An 18,221-nucleotide genomic window follows, 5' to 3' on the forward strand; every position below is an offset into this window, starting at 1 on the left:
TCTTCAACAGGTCTTCACCTAAGCTGCCTATGCTACCCCGGTGATGCTGTTCTCCCTGCGGCGCCTGGTGCCGGTTCTGGTGCTGCTGGCCTTCACTCTCCCGGTCGCCGGGGCGGCTGACCTGCCCCTGTGGCCGGGCTCCATGCAGCCGCCGGCGCCGCTGTCGGTGCCCCCACCGCCGTGCGAGGCCCCCACCGGCCGTCTGGCCCTGCGCCTGTGGGAGCTGGCGCGCCAGGAGGCCGGGCCAGACCTGACGTGCGGGAACGCCTTCCTGGGGTTCCTGCGGACGCCCCGCAGCGCCGATACGCCACGGGATGCCTTCCAGATCACCGCCGAACAGATCCGCGCCGCCCGCAGCGAGGTGCTGCTCACGACCATGGAATGGCGGGCGGGGGCCGGAAATCCCGGAATGACCTTCGCTCAGGCAGTGCGCGACCTGTACGCGAAGGTGGCCGCCGACCCCGCCGCGTACCCGCAGGGCATGACCGTGCGGCTGCTGCTGGGCGGGTTCCCTGACGTGATCCGCCCGGACGGCGCGACCCAGCCGCTGCTGGCCGCCCGCGACCTGCGCTCTCTGGGCGTGCCGCTGCGCGACGACCGCGTGGGCTGGACGCTGACGGTGCTGAATTACCGCTACCTTCCACACAGCCACGTGAAACTGCATGTCATCGACGGCACGGACATGACCGTGGCCGGGTACAACTACACCGACTGGCATCTGCCGTCCAGCGAGCCCGGCGGCCGTGACCTGCGCGACCTGGGCCTGCGGGTGTCCGGCCCGGTCGCGCAGAGCGGGGTGGCAGTCTTCGACGATCTGTGGCGGCACAGCCTGGAATTGGTCTGTCCGGCCGACGTCGCGGCTGGCGACGTCGCGGCACGCTGCACGATGCAGGCCGCCCCGCCCCCCAGCCACCCGGCGCCGGCGCGGGCCGCCGTTGCGACCGGGACAGCGCGGGCCTTCATGCTGTACCGCCGCACTGGGGTCGACCACGCCGATCTGGCCCATCTGGCCCTGCTGGACGGGGCCCTCACGCAGGTCGATCTCATGCAGGCGGACTTCGGCCCACCCCTGACCTGCTGGTATGCGTACCTCAATCCGTCCACGTGCCCGGTGCGCGAGTGGACGACATACATGACCCATGTGCTGGCTGCCATGCAGCGCGGCGTGCACGTGCGGCTGCTGCTGGTCAGCTACGGCATCGGGGCCGCCCCGAACCGCAGTGGCGTCGCGCTGCTGCGCCGCGAACTGCGCCGCCGGGGCCTGGAAGACCGTTTCGAGGCCCGCTACACGACCGCGAACATGCACACCAAGACGCTGACGGTCGACAACGAGATCGTGGTGACGGGCAGCATGAACTTCCACTTCGCGTCGTGGGGCAGCCTGGGTCTGGCCGAGGCGGCCCTGGCCACCGACGACCCCACAGCTGTGGCCGAGCAGAACGCGAGTTTCGAGGAGGTGTGGAACACCGGCAGCCGCCCGGTTCCCGAAGAACGCTGGCAGCCGAACGTCGTGCAGGATCTGGTGGACTGACCTGGCGGGTGGGCGAGCGGCGGCCCGCGCACGGTCTGCGGGACGGGCCTTCCGTAGACTGTCAGGATGAAGGTCTCTGCTGTCGTGTGCCCGTCGTCGAGGTATGACCATGATTGAGCGCGTGTTCCTGGCCCGGCCCCGTGGGTTCTGCGCGGGGGTCGTCATGGCGATCCAGGCGGTCGAGCGGGCCGCCGTGACCGAGGAGCGGCCGGTGACGGTGTATCACTCCATCGTCCACAACCACACGGTCGTCGAGCGGCTGTCGGCCGCGCACGGGGTGCATTTTGTCGAGGATCTCGATGCGGTGGAGGCGCTGCCCCAGGGGGGCGAGACCGTCGTGTTCAGCGCCCACGGCATCAGCCCGAGGGTGCGCGAGCGGGCGCGGGCCCTGGGTCTGGCGACCATCGACGCGACGTGCCCGCTGGTCACGAAGGTGCACACCGAGGCCAAGAAGTACGCCCGCGAGGGGTACACCATCCTGCTGATCGGCGACAGTGCCCAGCACCAGGAGGTGATCGGCACGCGGGGGGAGGCCCCGGACAGCACCATTCTGGTGGGCGTGCTCGGCAAGACCGGCGAGGGCCTGCACGACCCCCACACCGTCGAGGTGCCCGATCCGCAGAAGCTGGTCGTGCTGACCCAGACGACCCTGAGCGTGGACGACACCCGCCGCACCGTGGACATCCTGAAGGCCCGCTTCCCGGCGCTGGTGGTGCCGCCCAGCGAGGATCTGTGCTACGCCACCAAAAACCGCCAGGACGCCGTGAAGGCCATTGCGCCGCAGGTGGACGCCTTCCTGGTGCTCACCAGCACGCATTCCAGCAACGGCATGCGCCTGCTGGAGCTGGCCGCCGAGTCCTGTGGGCGGGCCGAGCGTCTGGAGACCGTGGCGGATCTGGACAGGATCGACCTGAGCGGGGTGAGCAGCGTGGGCATCACGTCGGCCGCGAGCACGCCGGACGATCTGGTGCAGGCGGTCGTGGCCCACTTCCGGACGCTGAATCCGGCCCTGGCGGTCATCGAGGAGGGCGAGTGGGAGGACATCGAGTTCCGCGAGCCGAGGAAGATCCTGCCGGGTGACGCCCTGCCGCGCACGATGCAGTGACCGTCTCCCCTGTTCACGTGGACGCGCTGGCCGCCGCGTTCCGTGTGCTCGTGGCGTGGCAGGTCGTGTGGGGCCTGATCGCATTCGTGTCGATCTGGCGCGACAAGGTGCTGGCGTCCGGCGGACGCCGCCGTGTGCCCGAACGGACGCTGCACCGCACCGAGGCATGGGGCGGGTGGGCCGGATCGCTGCTGGCCCAGCAGGTGTTCCGACATAAGACCCGCAAGCTGAGCTACCAGCGGGTCTTCTGGCGCATCGCGGTGCTGTGGATCGTGGGCGATGTCGTCCTGGCGGCCCTCTGGATCGCCGTGGTGCTCTGACCACACGCTTTCCCTTGCATTTGAGATGTGATTCTCGGATTGACTTTCCATGTGATACCTTCAGCGGCATGATCGTGGTGAAGGTGGGCGGCAGTGCAGGCATCGATTACGACGCGGTATGTGCCGATATCGCGGCCCGGTGGGCAGCGGGCGAGAAACTTATCCTGGTACACGGGGGCAGCGGCGAGACGAACCGCGTGGCCGAGGCGCTGGGGCACCCGCCGAAGTTCGTGACCAGCCCCAGCGGCTATACCTCGCGCTTCACCGACCGGCAGACGCTGGAGATCTTCGAGATGGTGTACTGCGGCAAGATGAACAAGGGGATCGTCGAGCGCCTCCAGCGACTGGGCGTGAATGCCGTGGGCCTGTCGGGCCTGGACGGCCGGATCTTCGAGGGCCGCCACAAGGACTCGGTGCGGGCAGTCGAGAACGGCAAGGTGAAGGTGCTGCGCGGCGACCACACCGGCACCGTCGAGAAGGTCAACACCGGCCTGATCGAGCTGCTGCTGGGTGCCGGCTACCTGCCGGTGCTCACGCCGCCCGCCAGCAGCTACGAGGGCGTGGCGATCAACGTGGACGGCGACCGCGCCGCCGCCGCGCTGGCGGTCGCCCTGAAGGCCGACGCGCTGCTGCTGCTCTCCAACGTGCCGGGCCTGCTGCGGGCCTACCCCGACGAATCCAGCCTGATTCCCTCGATTCCGGCGAATGATGTGGAATCGTATCTGGAATTCGCACAGGATCGCATGAAGAAGAAGGTGCTGGGCGCCGCCGAGGCCGTGCAGGGCGGTGTGCGGCGCGTGATCTTCGGAGACGCGCGGGCCGGTCAGCCGGTCAGCGCCGCGCTGGCCGGAGCGGGCACCGTCGTCGAGTAGGGCGACCGGGCCACTCTGGTATCCTGCCGCGCATGACGCCCAACGACCTGCTCGTGTTCCTCGCCGCGCGGGGGGGCCGGGAATACCGGGTCACCGCCCTCCTGCGTGCCGGGCGGGGGAAGAAGGCTACGGTGCGCGAACTGGGCGAGTACCGCCTGACCGTGCGCGGCGAGGAGGTGCTGGCATGCGGCCCCAGCGGGCAGCCCCGGCAGCTCTCGCCCCAGGAATTCCACGCGGTCTTCGGCACGTACACCTTCGGTGTGCCCGAGGCGACCGGCGTGATGACCGATCTGGGGCCGCTGTTCGCTGCCCCGGAACAGCACGGCGGGGCGGAGGCCACCTGACCTCCGCCCCGGGTGGGTGCGCTTACTGCTGGGCGGTGGTCGGGAACGTGAAGGCCTTCAGATCGACGTTCACGGTTCGCGTCTGGCCGCCCCGCACGACGGTCAGCTTCACGGTGTCTCCAATGTTCTTGCCGATGATCGCGCGGCGCAGGTCGTCGCCCGCCGAGATCGCCTGGCCGTCGATGGCCGTGACGATGTCGCCGTCGGTCGAGACGGTGGCCTGGGCACCCGCCTGACCCGACGGATCGAGGTTCAGCGCCCGGTTGCTGCCCCCCTTCAGGCCGGCGGCGGCGGCGGGGCTGTTGGGAGCCACGGACTGGATCAGCGCGCCGCTGGCGGGCAGCTTCGCCTGGGAGCGCTGGTCACTGGTCAGGCCGCTCAGATCCGTGAACTGGATCCCCAGCGTGGGGGTCTGGATCACGCCGCCCTTGCCGGCCTGGAGCTGCGGCAGGATCTTCTTGACGGTGTTCACGGGGATGGCGAAGCCCACGCCCGCGCTCTGGCCCGCCCCGCCGGTCAGGATCTGGGTGTTCACGCCGATGACCTGCCCACTGGAGTTCAGCAGCGGCCCGCCCGAGTTGCCGGGGTTGATCGCGGCGTCCGTCTGGATGACGCTCTGGTAGATCTCCTTCGTCCCGACCCGCACGGTGCGTTCCAGCGAGCTGATGATGCCCTCCGAGACGCTGAAGTCGAGGTTGAAGGGTGCGCCCATGGCGATGGCCTTGAGGCCCACGTCCAGATTGTCGCTGTCGCCCAGCGGAATCGGCTGGATGGCGGACGCCGGCACGCCCTCGGCACGGATCAGGGCTAGGTCGAAGTCGGGGGCACGCGCGATGACCTTGGCCTTGTACGTGGCCTTGTTGCCGTGCAGGCGGATCGTGATCTCGCTGGCGCCCTCCACGACGTGGTTGTTCGTGATGATGTCGCCCTGGGCGTTCACGAAGAAGCCGCTGCCGGTGCCGGTCTGTGGCTGGCTGTTATCCGGCGTGGCGAAGCCAAAGGGGAGCTGCTGCTGGAACTGCTGACGCAGCTGCGCCTGGGGGCTGGTGTCCGCACTCTCGGTCACGCTGATGTACACCAGACCGTTCTGCCGGGCCTTCACCACGTTCACCGTGTTCGCCTCGGACTCGGTGCGGGCGCGGCCATTGTCGTAGGTGGCGGGCGCCGTCGGCGTCGCCTGCGCGACGGCCGGGATCATCTGCCCCTGGGGCACGGCCGCGGTCACGGTGGAGGCTTCAGAGAATCGGTCGTTGACCTGAAATCCGGCGAAGGCACCGAGCGCCAGGGTACCGGTCAGGGCCAGGATGGACAGAGGTCGTTTCATGGATCTGAGTGTGCCAGTGTGCGGTTATATGAATGTTAACGGTGACGGGAAGACGTGGAGCCCTGGGCCGACGGCCGATCCCTGGATCCCAGGCGCGGAACTCCCACCGGATCATGCGTCATATGGAACACAGGACGGCACCCCGATGTCATGGTCGGGGTGCCGTCCTGTGCTGGATTACTTCTTGCGCTTGCCGCCGGCAGGCTTCTTGGCCGCGCTGCCGCCGCCTCCGTGCGTGCGCTCCTTGGCGTCCCGCATGAACGAGCGCAGCTTCGCCTCGAACTGGGGGCTCTGGCGACCGATGGCGCGGGGCCTCGGCACCTCTTCGGGTTCCTCCAGCAGTTCCTTGATCGACAGATCGAGGCGGCCACGCTCGTCGCGGCCCAGCACCTTCACCTCGATGTTCTCGCCCTCTCGGACGTGATCGTGGATGTTCCGCACGAAGGAGTGGGCGATCTGCGAGATGTGCACCAGGCCAGTCTCGCCGTTCTCGAACTGGATGAACGCGCCGAAATCAGTCACGCGCGTGACGCGGCCCTCTGCCACCGCGCCGGAATCAAGCTGCACCAAAGGAAGTCTCCTCGAAAAGCATGAGGCCCATGGTACACCAAGACCCGGCCCGGCGCAGGGGGATCGACACACGGCGGCCCACGGGACGCCTCCGGCCGGTGGTCAGGGGAGCCGATTGGCGATCTGGTCGAAGGCGAAGTTGGCCGCACCCGATCCACGCTGCCACAGGGTCAGCAGGCTGAAGCGCTGTTTGACGACCACGGTGGAACCCTCCGGCAGATCGAAGGTCAGGCTGGCGGTCAGGCTCGACCACGGCCGCAGCGCCGCCGGGGCCTCCATCACCGGTGTCACGCGGATGGCATCCGAGCTGACTGCCCCGGACGACAGCACGGCCTGGGGATAACGGCGTTTCAGGGCGTCGCCGGAATCCTTGCGCATGGCCTTCAGGATGCCCGCCCGCTGCGAGTCGTTGACCAGACCGGCATTGCCCCGGATCTCCGGGTCGGCGATCACGAAGGTGGCCTGGGAGAGCCGTTCATGTGTCCATGCGGCCGGCAGAGTGGCCGGTGCAGACGTCTGGGCCAGGGCTGCCGTCAGCCCCAGCAGAGCGAGCGCAGCGGCGGCAGACAGCGGACGGGGATGTGGAAGTCGAACCATGACAGCGGGCATCATATGGGGCACAGATGACCAGTTTCTGGCGGCCACATGGAAACCAGCGCGGTAGCATGGCCTCCATGCAGGAACTGCTGTCCATCATGCGCCGCCTGCGCGGCCCCGGCGGGTGCCCGTGGGATCAGGAACAGACGCACGAGTCCCTGCGACCCTATCTGCTGGAGGAGGCGGCCGAGGCGGTGGATGCCATCACGGCCGGCGAGACAGCCGAGCTGGCGGGCGAACTGGGCGACGTCCTCCTCCAGGTGGCCTTCCACAGCGTGATCGCCGAGGAGAACAGCTCCTTCACCTACGCCGATGTCGAGCGCCACATCGTGGAGAAGCTCGTCCGCCGTCATCCCCACGTCTTCGGGGACGCCACGGTCGCCGACAGCCGTGAGGTCGTGAGCACGTGGCAGGCCATCAAGGCCGCCGAGCACGGGGATCGACCCCGGCGGCCGGCCCAGCGGGTTCCCAGCGGCCTGGGGGCCCTGTCCCGCGAGGCGCAGACCCAGCGGCTGGCCGGGCACCGGGGCACCCGTGCCGAGGTGCAGGCGGTGCTGAACACGGCGCCGGACTCCGGCGAGGGCATCGCGCAGGTGCTCGCGGCGGTGGTCGCGTGGGCCGGCGCCCACGGCATCGACGCGGAACTCGCCCTGCGCGAGCACACGCAGCAGCGCCTGGAGGCCCTGCCCGAGGGCGGGGACACTTGAGTACGCCCCCCCTCCCCGACGATGTCATGCTCGACCCTTGGCAGGCATGGGCCTCCGGTCGGCAGCGCGCCGCCCTGCACCTGCCGGACTACCGCCGCGCCGCCGTGCTGGTCGGCCTGACCCGCGAGGCTGATCCTCGCGTCCTGCTCACAGTCAGGTCAGCGGATCTGCCCACCCACAAGGGGCAGGTCAGCTTTCCCGGCGGCAGCCTGGACGCCGGTGAGACCCCCGTGCAAGCCGCCCTGCGTGAGGCGCAGGAGGAGGTCGGTCTCGATCCGGCGGGCGTAACAGTGCTCGGAGAGCTGGACGACGTATTCACGCCGATCGGCTTTCATGTCACGCCAGTGCTGGCCCGCCTGCCAGCCCAGCCGGCGCTGCACCTGTCGGCCGAGGTCGTGAAGCTGCTGCTTCCGCGCGTGAGCGACCTACGGGCCATCGTGCCCCGCGAGGAACAGCGCTCGCTGCCGGACGGCTCGGTGGTCACGCTGTACACCTACCCCTGGGAAGGTCACGACATCTGGGGCATGACGGCGCGGGTGCTGCACGACCTGCTGGGCGCTGGCCCCCGCTAGCGATCAGACAACGGAACCGCCCCCTCCGCACGATTCGCGGAGGGGGCGGTCACCTGCTCAGGGACTCAGCGCACCTGGTTGATGGTGATCTGGCCGTTGGTGGTGACATTGTAGGTGCTCATGAAGGTGCGGAAGCCGGGGGCGATGACCACGATCTCGTGGGCACCACGCGACACCTGCACGTCCAGCCCACCGTTGCGGATGGTGCCGGCCTCGGTGCCGTCCACGAACACGCGGGCACCGTTCACGCCGCTGCGGATGCTCACGGTGAAGTTGGCGGCGGGGGCGGGGGTCGGCGCGACGACCTGCGCGAACTCGACGTTCACGTTGGTGGTGGTGCCGCCACGGATCGAGACGGTGGTGGTGTAGTCCCGGAAGCCGGGGGCCTGCACCCGGATCGGGAAGTTCCCGGCCCGCAGGTTGGAGTACGTGACGTTCGCCCCGCCAGCCGCTGGCCGTTCAGGATCACGGTCGCGTTGGCCACGTTGGTGCCGATGAACAGGCTGCCGGTCGCGACCGGGTTCACGGCCGCCACGGTGTAGAACGCCGTGTCGCTGACCCAGCTGTTCTGCGGCAGCGGCGTGACCACGATGCTCAGGGCCTGCGCGAGGCCGGCCTGGGTCTTGGCGTTCACGGTGGCGAACTGATCCTGCTGGGTCTTGAAGGAGCTGAGCTGGTCGAGGTTCAGCGGCGTCAGGCTGGCCAGGGCCAGCACCTTGTTCTGCCCGATGGGGCCGGCGACGGTGTACTTGAAGTTGTCGCCCTCGGCCGGGAAGGACTTGGTGGTGTTGGCCTTGACGAGGTTCTCGGCACTCAGGCGGTTGGGGAGGATCTGGTCGACGGTGCCGTCGGGGTTCACGTTGAACAGGTAGACGTAGGCGTCACGGTTCACGGTGGCGCTCACGGTGATGCCGTCCCCGACCTTGTACGCGGGGTTCTGGTTCCCGCTGGTGTCCTTGTCGATCCGGACGGCGACCGTCAGATCGGGGGTGGTCGGGTTGACGATGATGCTCTGGGCACTGATCTTCGGGGCGGCAGCGGCGGTCGAGAGCAGCAGGGCCGCGGGGATCATCAGAAGCTTGTTCATGTGGTACCTCCGCCATGAAGCCTACGGGGGGGAACATGACGGGCCATGAGCCTCCCTGGGTGGAATGTTAATAGTGTTTCAGGTCACCGTCAGGTGCATGACCGGCTGGATCAGCCTGGGCCCGTTGCCGTCCAGGTCGCCGTCCGCACGGACTGAGTGGGCGTACTGACGTCCAGCCCGGCGCCCATCCGCGGCCGTGGCACCTGCGTGGACGCTCATCTTCGAACCGCTCGCTCCCGCGTCCGGGGATCAGCGGATGACCCGGGCGGGCTCGATTCCCGCTGCGCGGCGGGCCGGGATCAGGGCAGCGAGCAGGGTCGTGCCGAGCCCCATCGCGTTCACGGCCAGCAGATCCGTCCAGCGCACCTCCACCGGCAGCGACGTCAGGAAATACAGGTCACCGGGCAGCTGAAACGGTCGAACCGTGAAGTACGCGCTGATTCCCAGCCCGAGCAGATTACCGACCAGCAGACCGCCAATCCCCAGCACCAGCCCCTCGAACAGAAACACCCGGGTGATGAGACTGCGGGTGGCCCCGATGGCCCGCAGGATGGCGATCTCCTGGGTCTTCTCGAACACGGCCAGGGTCAGGACGTTGGCAATCCCGAAGGCGGCGACGATCACGATCAGGAACACGACGAAGGAGATGACCTTCTTCTGCAGCGAGAGCTGATCGAGCAACGTGCCGTAGATGTCCTGCCATGGCAACGGGCTGTACGACCTCACCCGGGTGAGGCGCAGGCCCACCTGTGGTGCCCGATCCGGGTCGTGCAGCCGCAGCTGATAGCCGGTGACCGTGGCAGTGCCCTGGAGCGTCTGGAGGGTCTCGAGCGCCGTGAACGCGTAGGCACTGTCGATCAAATAGTTCCCGGTCGTGAACAGCCCGGCGACCCGCAGGGAGGTTCGGCGCTGCGTGCTGTTCAGCAGGCGAAGCTCATCACCCGGAAACGCCCCGATCGAGCGGGACAGCGCCGATCCCAGCATGATCTGGCCGGGCTTCAGCGTGGACAGCACCTGACTCTCCTCCGGCTGGAGCTGCAGCACCCGCGAGGCATCAGGCGTCACGCCGAAGAGCGTCACGAAATCGAAGCCGGCGCGGCGGCCATCGCCGGCCGGCCGGGTCAGCAACCCCTTGTCAGCCACGAAGGGCGTGAAGGCCTGGACGTCCGGATCCGTCCTCAGGGCAGCTTCGAGTTCGCGGTCACGGACGGCCGGCGTAAAGGCAGTGAGGCTCAGGTGTGGGCTGGCCCGCAGGGTCGCGTCGACCAGCGCCCGCGTGAAGCCGTTGGTCAGGCTCAACGCGGCGATCAGGGCCATCACGCCCACGGCGATGCCCAGGATCGTCAGCACGTTCTGCATCCGCCGTCGTCCCAGGTGGGCGCGGGCCAGCGACCACGCCAGGGCAGTCTGAGATTCGGCGCGGGGAACGGTGGACATGCGAAGCGGAGGATAGCAGACCCCCCGCGCCACGCCCGCAGTGCCGTCCACCGGCGTCGTGGCGGCCGGTGCCGCGCCAGACGGAGCACAGCGACGCGGGCGTTCCCTGGGGAACGCCCGCGTCTCGTCGGTAACGGCCGTTCAGCGTACGGCGGTGATGCGCACCTGCCGGGCACCGAACCGCATGGCCTCGCTGCGCGTGGTCATCCAGATATCCAGGCTGTTGGTCTTCCGCGCCGCCATCGTGTCCTCCACGATGAACACGCGGCCCTTGAGCTGGGCGCTGTACCGTCCGCTCAGATCCTCGATCATGATCCGGCTGCCGTACGGGAACTGCCGCAGCAGATCCCGGCTCAGGGCGACCACTCCCGGACGGGTGCGGGTGCCGGTGGCAGTGATGAACGGCGTGGAGTCCGTCTGGTTGGGGATGCTGTTGTAGGCGGTGGCCCGCACGATGGCGACCTTGCCCCGCACCGGCGTGTAGGCCACAGTGTCGCTGGGCACAGTGCGCGATGCCGCCTCGGTCTGGGCGACCGCCGCCGCACGGAGTGTGGCGGCCTCCGCCTGGGAGGAAGCGGTCTGCGGCACACTCAGGGCAGATTGGACGGCAGCCGCCGCCAGCGACGGATCGGGCAGCACGGGGGTGGCCCCGGCCAGGGCCGTCATAACACAAGCGATGGACGTCATCCAGCGCAGTAGGACGTGGGACATGACTCTCCTTGGTACGATTGACGATGCTCGCATCCGGGGCGGCGATGATCAGCCCACCCGGATGTGGTCTGCGGACGGGCACTGAAGCCTGTGGGCAGGGACAACGACCCCCCTGAACTTCGAAGATGAGACTAAGGGGGTCACATGGCAATTTTCTAAGAAGATGGGGCCGAACGACTCATCTGATGAGCAGAGAATATCTCTGTGATTCCATGAATCTACGAACAACGTCGTACCAGACGTCTGCACTTCATGAGATCTTATCTCATCTACTCATTCATGCTCTCATTATGTTTCTGGCTTATTGGCCCGTCAGACCCACCGAACCCTGACGTTTGATCCAAAAGTCCGGCATCAATGTATAGGGATTGACAATTGACCCAGCAGTCACCCAATGTCACTTCACCGGTACACCCGAAGTCCTCGGGACAGTCCCCGAGACTCTCACAGGACTCACATGTCAGATCTGCGGTGACCGGTGCGCCGAGCACCCCGGTCGCCGCCCGGTGACCGCCACCAGGGAGGTCACCATCAGGGGGCCTGGGTGGTGTTTTCCTTGAGGGAGGGCGCGGCACCCCAGCTCGACAGCACCTCGGTCGAGATGTCCTTGAAAATCGGGGCTGCCAGCTGGGCTCCGTGATAGTCGTGTTTGGCACCGTGCACCATCACGGCCACCGTCACGCGCGGGGCGGTGGACGGGAAGAATCCGGCGAACACGCTGTCGTACAGCGTCGAGGAGTAGCGGCCATCCACGACGACCTGCGCCGTGCCGGTCTTGCCGGCGATCTCGTAGCCCTTGATGCCCGCCATACCGGGGATGCCTTCCTCGATGACCTTGCGGAGCATGTCGCGGGTCACGCGGGCCGTCTCGGGACGGAGCACCGTGCGCCGGTCGCCAGCCGTCCCCTCGATCAGGCGCGGCGACACGTAGGTGCCGTCGTTCGCCAGGGCGTTGTAGGCCGCGGCGAGCTGCAGCACCGTCGAACTCATCCCCTGTCCGAAGGCGTTGGTGGCGCGCACCAGATCGTCCCAGCGCCGCAGCGGCTGGAGCGAGCCCTTGGCACTGGGCACGGTCGGCATGTTCACGTAGGTGCCGAAGCCGTACGCGGTGAGGTAATCGCGCATCTTCTGCGGCGTGAAGGGTTCCACGATGTGGCTCATGCCCACATTGCTGCTGTACCGCAGGATGCCCTGGGTGGTCAGGCTGGGGGGGTGGTCGACTGCGTCGTTGATGACGCTGCCCCAGCGCCCGCCGACATGCCGGCGCATGGGCGTGCTGTAGGACGTGCCCGGCGTGGTCAGGCCCTCGTTCAGCGCGGCGGCCACGACGAGCCCCTTGATGGTGGAGCCCGGTTCGAAGACGTCCAGGAAGGGGCGGTTGCGGCGTGCCTCCTGCGGGTACGGCCGCCAGTCGTTCGGATCGAACGGCGGGTAGCTCGCCGCGGCCAGCACCTTCCCGGTGCGGGTATCGAGTACGACGACCGAGCCGTACTCGGCCTGGTGCTTGGGCACCGCCCGCGCCAGCGCCGACTCGGCTGCCGCCTGGATGCCGGTGTCGATGGTCAGTTTCAGATCCTGACCCGAGGCCAGCTCCCGGTCGAAGGCATACTCCAGCCCCTCGAGCCCCTGACTCTTGCCCAGGATACCCAGCACCTGCCCGGCCAGCTGGCCCTGCGGGTACAGCCGCCGGTCGCCCACACTGCGGGCGAGCACCTTGCCGTCAGCACTGACGATGCTGCCTCGCGCCTGCAACAGCTTCACCTTCACGCCCTGGGGGGTGCCCCATTCCAGCTGGGCGTACGCCCACACCAGGCTGAGGAACATCAGGGTGGCGATGAACTGCATGACGCGGGAACGGTTCCGGATCTTTACTTCCACTCGGTCCTGACCTCCACGGTACGGGGCGATGATGACGGGGTGTCGGAAGCGCTGCCCGGACGGATCGCCGGGATGGTCTGACTGGTCTTGCCGGCCTCCGCAAAGCGGTGCATGCCGTTGGCGAAGGCCCATTGGCGGATCCGCTGCACGTTCGACAGCGACTGGATCTCCAGGGCCAGCTCCTCGCGCCGGCTCAGCAGCTGCCGTTCCTGCGCCACGGCCGCCCGCAGGGTGGGGCGCACGTCACGGTTGATGTAGCGCACCCCCACCAGCGCCAGCAGCAGCAGCAGGTAGATCAGCAGGTAGCGCAGTGCCCGCCCCCGCCACGTGCCGGGACTGGTATCCAGCGTGGGCCAGTGCAGCCGCCGGCCGGTCACAGGGCCGCCCCGGCCAGCCCGCGCCGTTCGGCTGCGCGGAGTTTTGCGCTGCGGGCACGCGGATTCTCCGCCTGCTCAGCCTCGGTCGCCACGACCGGACGCTTGGTCAATGGGCTGAGGATCTCGCTGCCCTGCATGAAGCGCTTCACGATGCGGTCTTCCAGAGAATGGAAGGAGATGACCGCCAGCCGCCCAGCGGGCCCCAGCAGCGCCTCTGCCCCGGCCAGACCGTCGCGCAGCGCTCCGAGTTCGTCGTTCACATGGATGCGCAGCGCCTGGAACGACCGCCGCGCCGGATGGATGCCCTTGGAAAAGCCTGGATACGAGCGCTTGATGATGTCTGCGAGCTGCACGGTCGTCTCGATGGGGGTGCGCTCGCGGGCATACACGATGCCCCGCGCGATGCGGCGCGAGTGACGTTCCTCGCCGTACTCGTAGATGATCGCGGCGATCTCCTCCTCGGGATAGGTGTTCACGACGTCGGCGGCACTCTCGCCGGACTGGCTCATACGCATGTCCAGCGGGGCGTCGGTGTGGTACGAGAAGCCGCGACGGGTGTCGTCGAGCTGGAAGGAGCTGACGCCGATGTCGAGCAGCACGCCGTCGACGGCGCTCACGCCGGCCGCCGCGAGCAGCGCCCGCATGTCGCGGTAGTTGCCCTCCAGCACGGTCAGACCGGGCCGGGCGGCGGCGCGGGCACGCTCCAGCGCGTAGGGATCTTGATCGATGCCATACACTGTCGCGCCGGCATCGAGCAGCAGACCGGTATGCCCGGCCCCGCCGAGCGTGCCGTCAATGAACACCTTGCCCGGAGCGGGGGCCAGCGCCTCGATCACCTCGGCGGCGAGCACCGGCCGGTGGGTCAGGGGGGATGGAGTGGGATCGGTCATGGAATCGGTCACGGTCAGGCCACGAAATTGCTGAGGAGTTCGGGTTTGGGCGGGTTGTCCTGCACGGCGGTGATGGCGGCTTCCCAGCGCGCGGGACTCCACAGTTCGAGCCGCCCCGGCGCTCCGGCCACGATCACGTCGCCGTCGAGTTGTGCGAAGGAACGCAGGGTCTGTGGGATGGACACGCGGCTCTGGTTGTCCAGCCGGGCCTTGTTCGCGCCGGAGTAGAAGAAGCGCACGAAGGATCGCGATTCGGCGTCGGTCAGGGGCAGGCCCTCGAGCTGTTCCTCCACGCGCCGCCAGCTCGCCAGCGGGAAGACGTACAGGCAGCCCTCCATCCCGCGCGTGAGGATCATCCCGTCCTCGACGAACTCGCGGAACGGTGGTGGCATGACCACACGTCCCTTGTCGTCGATGGTGTACGGGAACTCTCCGAACGGCAACCTCACTCCTTTGCGTTCCCACTCCGTCCCACCAGACGTGGCGCGGAGCAGGCAGGCCGATCAGCCTGAAAAGGTGCATGAGGAACCGTTTCAGGCTGTTGCACGGAGTGTAACAAGCCCTACCACGATTTACCACCCGTTCCCACGTTTTCCCCCGCTTTCCCCCGGAACCCGTCCCGTTTTCCCACTGGGTTCCCCCGGAGCGCCGAAGTGCAGCAGAGGGTGCGGAGCGGGCCGGAGTCACCGCAGTGCCGTCCCTGACGCATAAAGTACCACCTTCTGCGGTGGTTGGAGGCCGTGGGGAATGGGCTTCCACGCTGCTCCCCCACCCGGCCCCACCGGCAGGACGTTCCCACTCCCTCCCCCGACCTACCCTGCATGCATGACTCCTGAGCCCCGTTTCTTTCCCGCCCTTCAGGCGGGTGCGGTACTCGCCGCACTCGGCGTCGCCCTCGGGGCCTTCGGTGCCCACGCCCTGAAATCACAGCTGACTGCCGAACTGCTGGCGAATTTCGAGACCGGCGTGCGCTACCAGATGTACGCCGCGCTGGCCCTGATCGCTCTGGGCAGCACCGGCCGCCCGCAGCGTGCCGGGCTGTGGCTCACGCTGGGGGCCGTGATCTTCAGCGGCAGCCTGTATGTTCTGGCGCTGAGCGGGGTGCGCTGGCTGGGGGCGATCACGCCCATCGGCGGCGTGCTGATGATCGGCGGCTTCGTGCTGGCGGCGCTGGACGCCCGGCGGGCATAACAGACCCCCGGCTTTCCGCCGGGGGTCTGGTGGTGCGGGGGAACTGTAAGCCGGGTTCTGTCCGCCACTTGCGTGGCTGCGCGGCCATCTCTCTGGGACGCCTGTTGCCAGGGCGCCTCGAGCGACCATCCTGGCGGTCATCGGGCGGGCCGCCCTCGCGCACTGTCGGGTCTTGCACCGGATGGGGTTTACCAGACGCCCGCAGTCTCCTGCGGGCCTGGTGCGCTCTTACCGCACCGTTTCACCCTGACCAGCGGGCCACCCGCGCCGGGGCTCCACGTTCTGCACGCTGCACGCTGGCGGTCTGGTTTCTGTGGCACTGTCCTTCGGCTTCGCCGCTTCCCACCCGTACGGGCGCTCGGGTGGACGCTCGACTCGCCGACCAGCCGTTAGCTGGCATCCTGCCCTGCGGTGCCCGGACTTTCCTCACCAGGGCTCACGCCCGGGCGCGGCCGTGCATTCCCCCGCGTGGCGAGGATAGCGCAGATGGAAACCGGAGGATCAGGAATGACCAGACCTGCTGTCCGGTGCGTCTTTCCTTTCTCCGCCCCACTCCTCACCCCCAGCGTCTGCGCATGAGTTCCCAGTTCCTGTCCCAGTTGGGCGAGCCGGCCCCAGTGGGGCGCAGCAGGTCGGCCATGTCGTCCGGGCCGAGTTCGCGGTATTCCCCGACATCCAGATTGCCGAGCCACAGCCCGCCGGTGCGGTAGCGCATGAGGCGCACGACCGGGTGGCCGATCGCGGCGAGCATCCGGCGCACCTGACGCTTGCGGCCCTCGCCCAGCACGATGAACGCCCCGCCCGTGGCCGGGGACGCGCTGATGGCACGGGCCGGGCCGTCCGAGAGCGTGATGCCCTCGACCAGCGCGTCCAGCTCGTCGGCGGTGGGGTCGTGTTCCCCGTCGGTCCACGCGCGGTACGCCTTCTCGTGGCCGTAGCGGGGGTGCGTCAGGGTCAGGGTCAGGTCGCCGTCGGTGGTGAGGATCAGCAGGCCCTCGGAGTCGCGGTCGAGGCGGCCGACCGGGTGCAGGCCGGGCAGGGGCGGCATGGCGTCCAGCACGGTGCGGCGGCCGTACTCGTCGCTGGCGGTCGTGACGTACCCGGTGGTTTTGTACAGCGCGAAGGTGCGGGCCGGGGCACGCTCCAGCTCGATCAGCTGGCCGTCGACGCGGACGTCGTCGGCGTCGGTGACGGACTGGCCGAGCGTGGCGGTCACGCCGTTCACACTGACGCGCCCGGCGGTGATCATGGCCTCGGCCGCGCGGCGCGAGGCAATCCCCGCCCGGGCCAGACGCTTGTGCAGACGCTCGCTCACAGGCCCCGCCGCCGGACGGACGGATGGCTGACCACGGCGAGCACCGCCAGCACCGCCAGCACCGCCGCGACGCCCAGCAGCACCGTGCGAAGGGCGGCCGGCAGCACGCCGCCCTGGGCGATCACCGGCGGCAGCAGGGCCGCCACCAGCAGCAGGTTGCCGCCCACCAGCGCCCCGGTTCGCAGGGTGTCGGGCCGGGCACTGCCGGCCAGCGTGACCGCACCCCATGCGAGCACCACGCCCCCACTGGCGCGGGCCAGCCACAGGGGAGCCACGCCCAGCAGCGCGGCGACCCCGGGCGGGAGGAAGTACAGGTACAGGCCGGTCAGCACGAAGAGCAGACCGGTGATGGCATAGACGGCACGCAACACGCCGATCAGTGTAGACCCGCACCGGACAGACCCACCGCCGCACCGGGGCAGACGATCCGCTCTGGTAGCCTCGGCCACATGCCGGTCATCGCCGTGGACAAACCCCTGAAGCTGACGTCGCACGACGTGGTCGACCGCACCCGCCGTGCCCGCCGGACGAAGCGCGTGGGGCACACCGGCACGCTCGATCCCCTGGCGACCGGCGTGCTGGTGCTCGCGGTGGACGACAGCACCAAGGTCGTGCAGTTCATGGAGGCCGACAGCAAGGACTATCTGGCGTGGGTGGCGCTGGGGGCCTCGACTGTCACGCTGGACGCCGAGGGGCCGGTGGACGTGACCGGGGACGTGCCACCGCTGGACGGGGAGGCCATCCGGGCCGTGCTCGCCACCTTCACCGGCCCACAGCAGCAGATTCCCCCGCAGTACTCGGCGATTCAGGTCGGCGGCGTGCGGGCCTACGCGGTGGCGCGAGCCGGCGGCGAGATCGAGTTGCCCGCCCGACCCGTGGTGATCCACGAGCTGGAACTGCTGGGCACCTTCCCCAGCGTGCAGGCCGCGCCGCGCACCTTCTCCCCCACCCCGGACGGCTGGGCGCCGGACGACGCCGGACGGACGTTCACGCTGCCCGAGCCGCTGGGCGAGCACCCCACGCTGCTGCTCCGGGCGCGGGTCGGCAGCGGCACATACCTGCGCTCGCTGGCCCGCGACGTGGGCGCGGCACTGGGCGTGCCCGCGCATCTGGCCGGACTGGTGCGCACCCGCGTGGGCCGCCACCACCTTCAGGACACCGTGCCCCTGGATGCCGTGCAGGACGCGACCGGCCTGGACGATCTGGACGCGCTGGAGTTTCCCCGCATCGAGGCCGGTGCCGCGCTGGCCCTGCACCTGCGCCAGGGCAAGCGCCCCACGCACCCGGCCGTGGGCCGCCACGTGGTCACGCTGGACGGCGCGCTGGTCGCCGTGGTGGACGGTGACGGTCAGACGCTGAAAGTCGTCCGGGCGTGGGCCGGCTGACCCCGCAC

Annotated in this window: 20 protein-coding genes, 1 other RNA gene and 1 pseudogene; 9 read left to right on the forward strand and 13 right to left on the reverse strand. The window is 68.8% G+C overall.

The window, feature by feature from the left end; all coding sequences use genetic code 11:
• The first annotated feature begins 43 nt into the window (after positions 1-43).
• From U2P90_RS13180 to U2P90_RS13200, 5 genes are all read left to right on the forward strand, one after another.
• The gene (locus U2P90_RS13180; protein ID WP_322474700.1) at positions 44-1,531 is read left to right on the forward strand and encodes a phospholipase D-like domain-containing protein; all 1,488 of its coding nucleotides are present in this window, start codon (positions 44-46) and stop codon (positions 1,529-1,531) included.
• 109 nt (positions 1,532-1,640) lie between these two features.
• On the forward strand, positions 1,641-2,636 hold the full coding sequence (gene ispH, locus U2P90_RS13185; RefSeq protein ID WP_322474701.1) for a 4-hydroxy-3-methylbut-2-enyl diphosphate reductase: 996 nt from the start codon (positions 1,641-1,643) through the stop codon (positions 2,634-2,636).
• Entirely contained in the window at positions 2,633-2,956 is a 324-nt protein-coding gene (locus U2P90_RS13190) for a DUF1294 domain-containing protein (RefSeq protein WP_322472487.1), read from the forward strand. Before ispH ends, U2P90_RS13190 begins: the two co-directional genes overlap by 4 nt.
• Positions 2,957-3,024: 68 nt before the next feature.
• Complete coding sequence (locus U2P90_RS13195; RefSeq protein ID WP_322472488.1) at positions 3,025-3,828, forward strand: [LysW]-aminoadipate kinase; 804 nt, start codon at positions 3,025-3,027, stop codon at positions 3,826-3,828.
• Between the two features lie 32 nt (positions 3,829-3,860).
• Positions 3,861-4,172, forward strand: coding sequence for a hypothetical protein (locus U2P90_RS13200; protein ID WP_322472489.1), 312 nt, complete (start codon positions 3,861-3,863; stop codon positions 4,170-4,172).
• Between the two features lie 22 nt (positions 4,173-4,194).
• Here U2P90_RS13200 and U2P90_RS13205 read toward each other — a convergent pair whose 3' ends face one another.
• The 3 genes from U2P90_RS13205 to U2P90_RS13215 all read right to left on the reverse strand — a co-directional run bounded on the left by U2P90_RS13205 (position 4,195) and on the right by U2P90_RS13215 (position 6,663).
• Positions 4,195-5,496, reverse strand: coding sequence for a S1C family serine protease (locus U2P90_RS13205; RefSeq protein ID WP_322472490.1), 1,302 nt, complete (start codon positions 5,494-5,496; stop codon positions 4,195-4,197).
• A 177-nt stretch (positions 5,497-5,673) separates the two neighbouring features.
• Positions 5,674-6,066 carry a S1 RNA-binding domain-containing protein gene (locus U2P90_RS13210; RefSeq protein ID WP_295818335.1) on the reverse strand — a complete coding sequence of 131 codons (393 nt, stop codon included), beginning with the start codon at positions 6,064-6,066 and terminating at the stop codon, positions 5,674-5,676.
• 102 nt (positions 6,067-6,168) lie between these two features.
• A complete protein-coding gene (locus U2P90_RS13215; RefSeq protein ID WP_322472491.1) occupies positions 6,169-6,663 on the reverse strand; it encodes a hypothetical protein in 495 nt (164 codons plus the stop codon).
• Positions 6,664-6,740: 77 nt separating this feature from the next.
• Between U2P90_RS13215 and U2P90_RS13220 the strand changes: the two genes are divergently transcribed.
• Together U2P90_RS13220 and U2P90_RS13225 are read left to right on the forward strand one after the other, a co-directional pair.
• Positions 6,741-7,370 (forward strand): MazG family protein, encoded by a 630-nt coding sequence (locus U2P90_RS13220; RefSeq protein ID WP_322472492.1) that lies wholly within the window; start codon positions 6,741-6,743, stop codon positions 7,368-7,370.
• A gap of 26 nt (positions 7,371-7,396) precedes the next feature.
• The gene (locus U2P90_RS13225) at positions 7,397-7,942 is read left to right on the forward strand and encodes an NUDIX hydrolase (RefSeq protein ID WP_322474702.1); all 546 of its coding nucleotides are present in this window, start codon (positions 7,397-7,399) and stop codon (positions 7,940-7,942) included.
• A 65-nt stretch (positions 7,943-8,007) separates the two neighbouring features.
• Here the strand turns inward: U2P90_RS13225 and U2P90_RS13230 are convergent.
• The 7 genes and pseudogenes from U2P90_RS13230 to mraZ all read right to left on the reverse strand — a co-directional run bounded on the left by U2P90_RS13230 (position 8,008) and on the right by mraZ (position 14,765).
• Positions 8,008-9,029: pseudogene (locus U2P90_RS13230) on the reverse strand (DUF4384 domain-containing protein).
• Between the two features lie 249 nt (positions 9,030-9,278).
• Positions 9,279-10,466, reverse strand: a complete 1,188-nt coding sequence (locus tag U2P90_RS13235) for an ABC transporter permease (RefSeq protein ID WP_322472493.1) — start codon at positions 10,464-10,466, stop codon at positions 9,279-9,281.
• Between the two features lie 141 nt (positions 10,467-10,607).
• Positions 10,608-11,177: a 3D domain-containing protein gene (locus U2P90_RS13240; RefSeq protein WP_322472494.1), complete on the reverse strand. Its 570-nt coding sequence runs from the start codon at positions 11,175-11,177 to the stop codon at positions 10,608-10,610.
• 531 nt (positions 11,178-11,708) lie between these two features.
• A complete protein-coding gene (locus U2P90_RS13245; protein ID WP_322472495.1) occupies positions 11,709-13,055 on the reverse strand; it encodes a peptidoglycan D,D-transpeptidase FtsI family protein in 1,347 nt (448 codons plus the stop codon).
• Positions 13,046-13,432 carry a hypothetical protein gene (locus U2P90_RS13250; RefSeq protein WP_322472496.1) on the reverse strand — a complete coding sequence of 129 codons (387 nt, stop codon included), beginning with the start codon at positions 13,430-13,432 and terminating at the stop codon, positions 13,046-13,048. Before U2P90_RS13250 ends, U2P90_RS13245 begins: the two co-directional genes overlap by 10 nt.
• The gene (gene rsmH, locus U2P90_RS13255) at positions 13,429-14,322 is read right to left on the reverse strand and encodes a 16S rRNA (cytosine(1402)-N(4))-methyltransferase RsmH (protein ID WP_322474703.1); all 894 of its coding nucleotides are present in this window, start codon (positions 14,320-14,322) and stop codon (positions 13,429-13,431) included. The genes U2P90_RS13250 and rsmH overlap by 4 nt, the downstream gene beginning before the upstream one ends.
• Positions 14,323-14,336: 14 nt before the next feature.
• Positions 14,337-14,765: a division/cell wall cluster transcriptional repressor MraZ gene (gene mraZ / locus U2P90_RS13260; protein WP_322472497.1), complete on the reverse strand. Its 429-nt coding sequence runs from the start codon at positions 14,763-14,765 to the stop codon at positions 14,337-14,339.
• 382 nt (positions 14,766-15,147) lie between these two features.
• Between mraZ and U2P90_RS13265 the strand changes: the two genes are divergently transcribed.
• Positions 15,148-15,513 (forward strand): DUF423 domain-containing protein, encoded by a 366-nt coding sequence (locus tag U2P90_RS13265; protein ID WP_322472498.1) that lies wholly within the window; start codon positions 15,148-15,150, stop codon positions 15,511-15,513.
• Between the two features lie 30 nt (positions 15,514-15,543).
• Here the strand turns inward: U2P90_RS13265 and rnpB are convergent.
• The 3 genes from rnpB to U2P90_RS13280 all read right to left on the reverse strand — a co-directional run bounded on the left by rnpB (position 15,544) and on the right by U2P90_RS13280 (position 17,199).
• Positions 15,544-15,981, reverse strand: an RNA gene (gene rnpB, locus U2P90_RS13270) — RNase P RNA component class A.
• An 88-nt stretch (positions 15,982-16,069) separates the two neighbouring features.
• Entirely contained in the window at positions 16,070-16,828 is a 759-nt protein-coding gene (locus U2P90_RS13275; RefSeq protein ID WP_322472499.1) for a pseudouridine synthase, read from the reverse strand.
• On the reverse strand, positions 16,825-17,199 hold the full coding sequence (locus tag U2P90_RS13280) for a hypothetical protein (RefSeq protein WP_295820591.1): 375 nt from the start codon (positions 17,197-17,199) through the stop codon (positions 16,825-16,827). The genes U2P90_RS13275 and U2P90_RS13280 overlap by 4 nt, the downstream gene beginning before the upstream one ends.
• A gap of 78 nt (positions 17,200-17,277) precedes the next feature.
• On the opposite strand from U2P90_RS13280, the gene truB reads away from it, so the two are divergent.
• Positions 17,278-18,213, forward strand: a complete 936-nt coding sequence (truB, locus tag U2P90_RS13285) for a tRNA pseudouridine(55) synthase TruB (protein WP_322472500.1) — start codon at positions 17,278-17,280, stop codon at positions 18,211-18,213.
• Positions 18,214-18,221: the final 8 nt, after the last annotated feature.

This window comes from Deinococcus sp. AB2017081, assembly GCF_034440735.1.
Taxonomy (GTDB): Bacteria; Deinococcota; Deinococci; order Deinococcales; family Deinococcaceae; genus Deinococcus; species Deinococcus rufus.

Excerpts from the sequence above, each read along its gene's own strand:
- U2P90_RS13180 (WP_322474700.1), top strand. The coding sequence starts at position 44 with ATGCTGTTCTCCCTGCGGCGCCTGGTGCCGGTTCTGGTGCTGCTGGCC.
- ispH (WP_322474701.1), top strand. The coding sequence starts at position 1,641 with ATGATTGAGCGCGTGTTCCTGGCCCGGCCCCGTGGGTTCTGCGCGGGG.
- U2P90_RS13195 (WP_322472488.1), top strand. The coding sequence starts at position 3,025 with ATGATCGTGGTGAAGGTGGGCGGCAGTGCAGGCATCGATTACGACGCG.
- U2P90_RS13200 (WP_322472489.1), top strand. The coding sequence starts at position 3,861 with ATGACGCCCAACGACCTGCTCGTGTTCCTCGCCGCGCGGGGGGGCCGG.
- U2P90_RS13205 (WP_322472490.1), bottom strand. The coding sequence starts at position 5,496 with ATGAAACGACCTCTGTCCATCCTGGCCCTGACCGGTACCCTGGCGCTC.
- U2P90_RS13215 (WP_322472491.1), bottom strand. The coding sequence starts at position 6,663 with ATGGTTCGACTTCCACATCCCCGTCCGCTGTCTGCCGCCGCTGCGCTC.
- U2P90_RS13220 (WP_322472492.1), top strand. The coding sequence starts at position 6,741 with ATGCAGGAACTGCTGTCCATCATGCGCCGCCTGCGCGGCCCCGGCGGG.
- U2P90_RS13225 (WP_322474702.1), top strand. The coding sequence starts at position 7,397 with ATGCTCGACCCTTGGCAGGCATGGGCCTCCGGTCGGCAGCGCGCCGCC.
- U2P90_RS13235 (WP_322472493.1), bottom strand. The coding sequence starts at position 10,466 with ATGTCCACCGTTCCCCGCGCCGAATCTCAGACTGCCCTGGCGTGGTCG.
- U2P90_RS13240 (WP_322472494.1), bottom strand. The coding sequence starts at position 11,177 with ATGTCCCACGTCCTACTGCGCTGGATGACGTCCATCGCTTGTGTTATG.
- rsmH (WP_322474703.1), bottom strand. The coding sequence starts at position 14,322 with ATGACCGATCCCACTCCATCCCCCCTGACCCACCGGCCGGTGCTCGCC.
- U2P90_RS13265 (WP_322472498.1), top strand. The coding sequence starts at position 15,148 with ATGACTCCTGAGCCCCGTTTCTTTCCCGCCCTTCAGGCGGGTGCGGTA.
- truB (WP_322472500.1), top strand. The coding sequence starts at position 17,278 with ATGCCGGTCATCGCCGTGGACAAACCCCTGAAGCTGACGTCGCACGAC.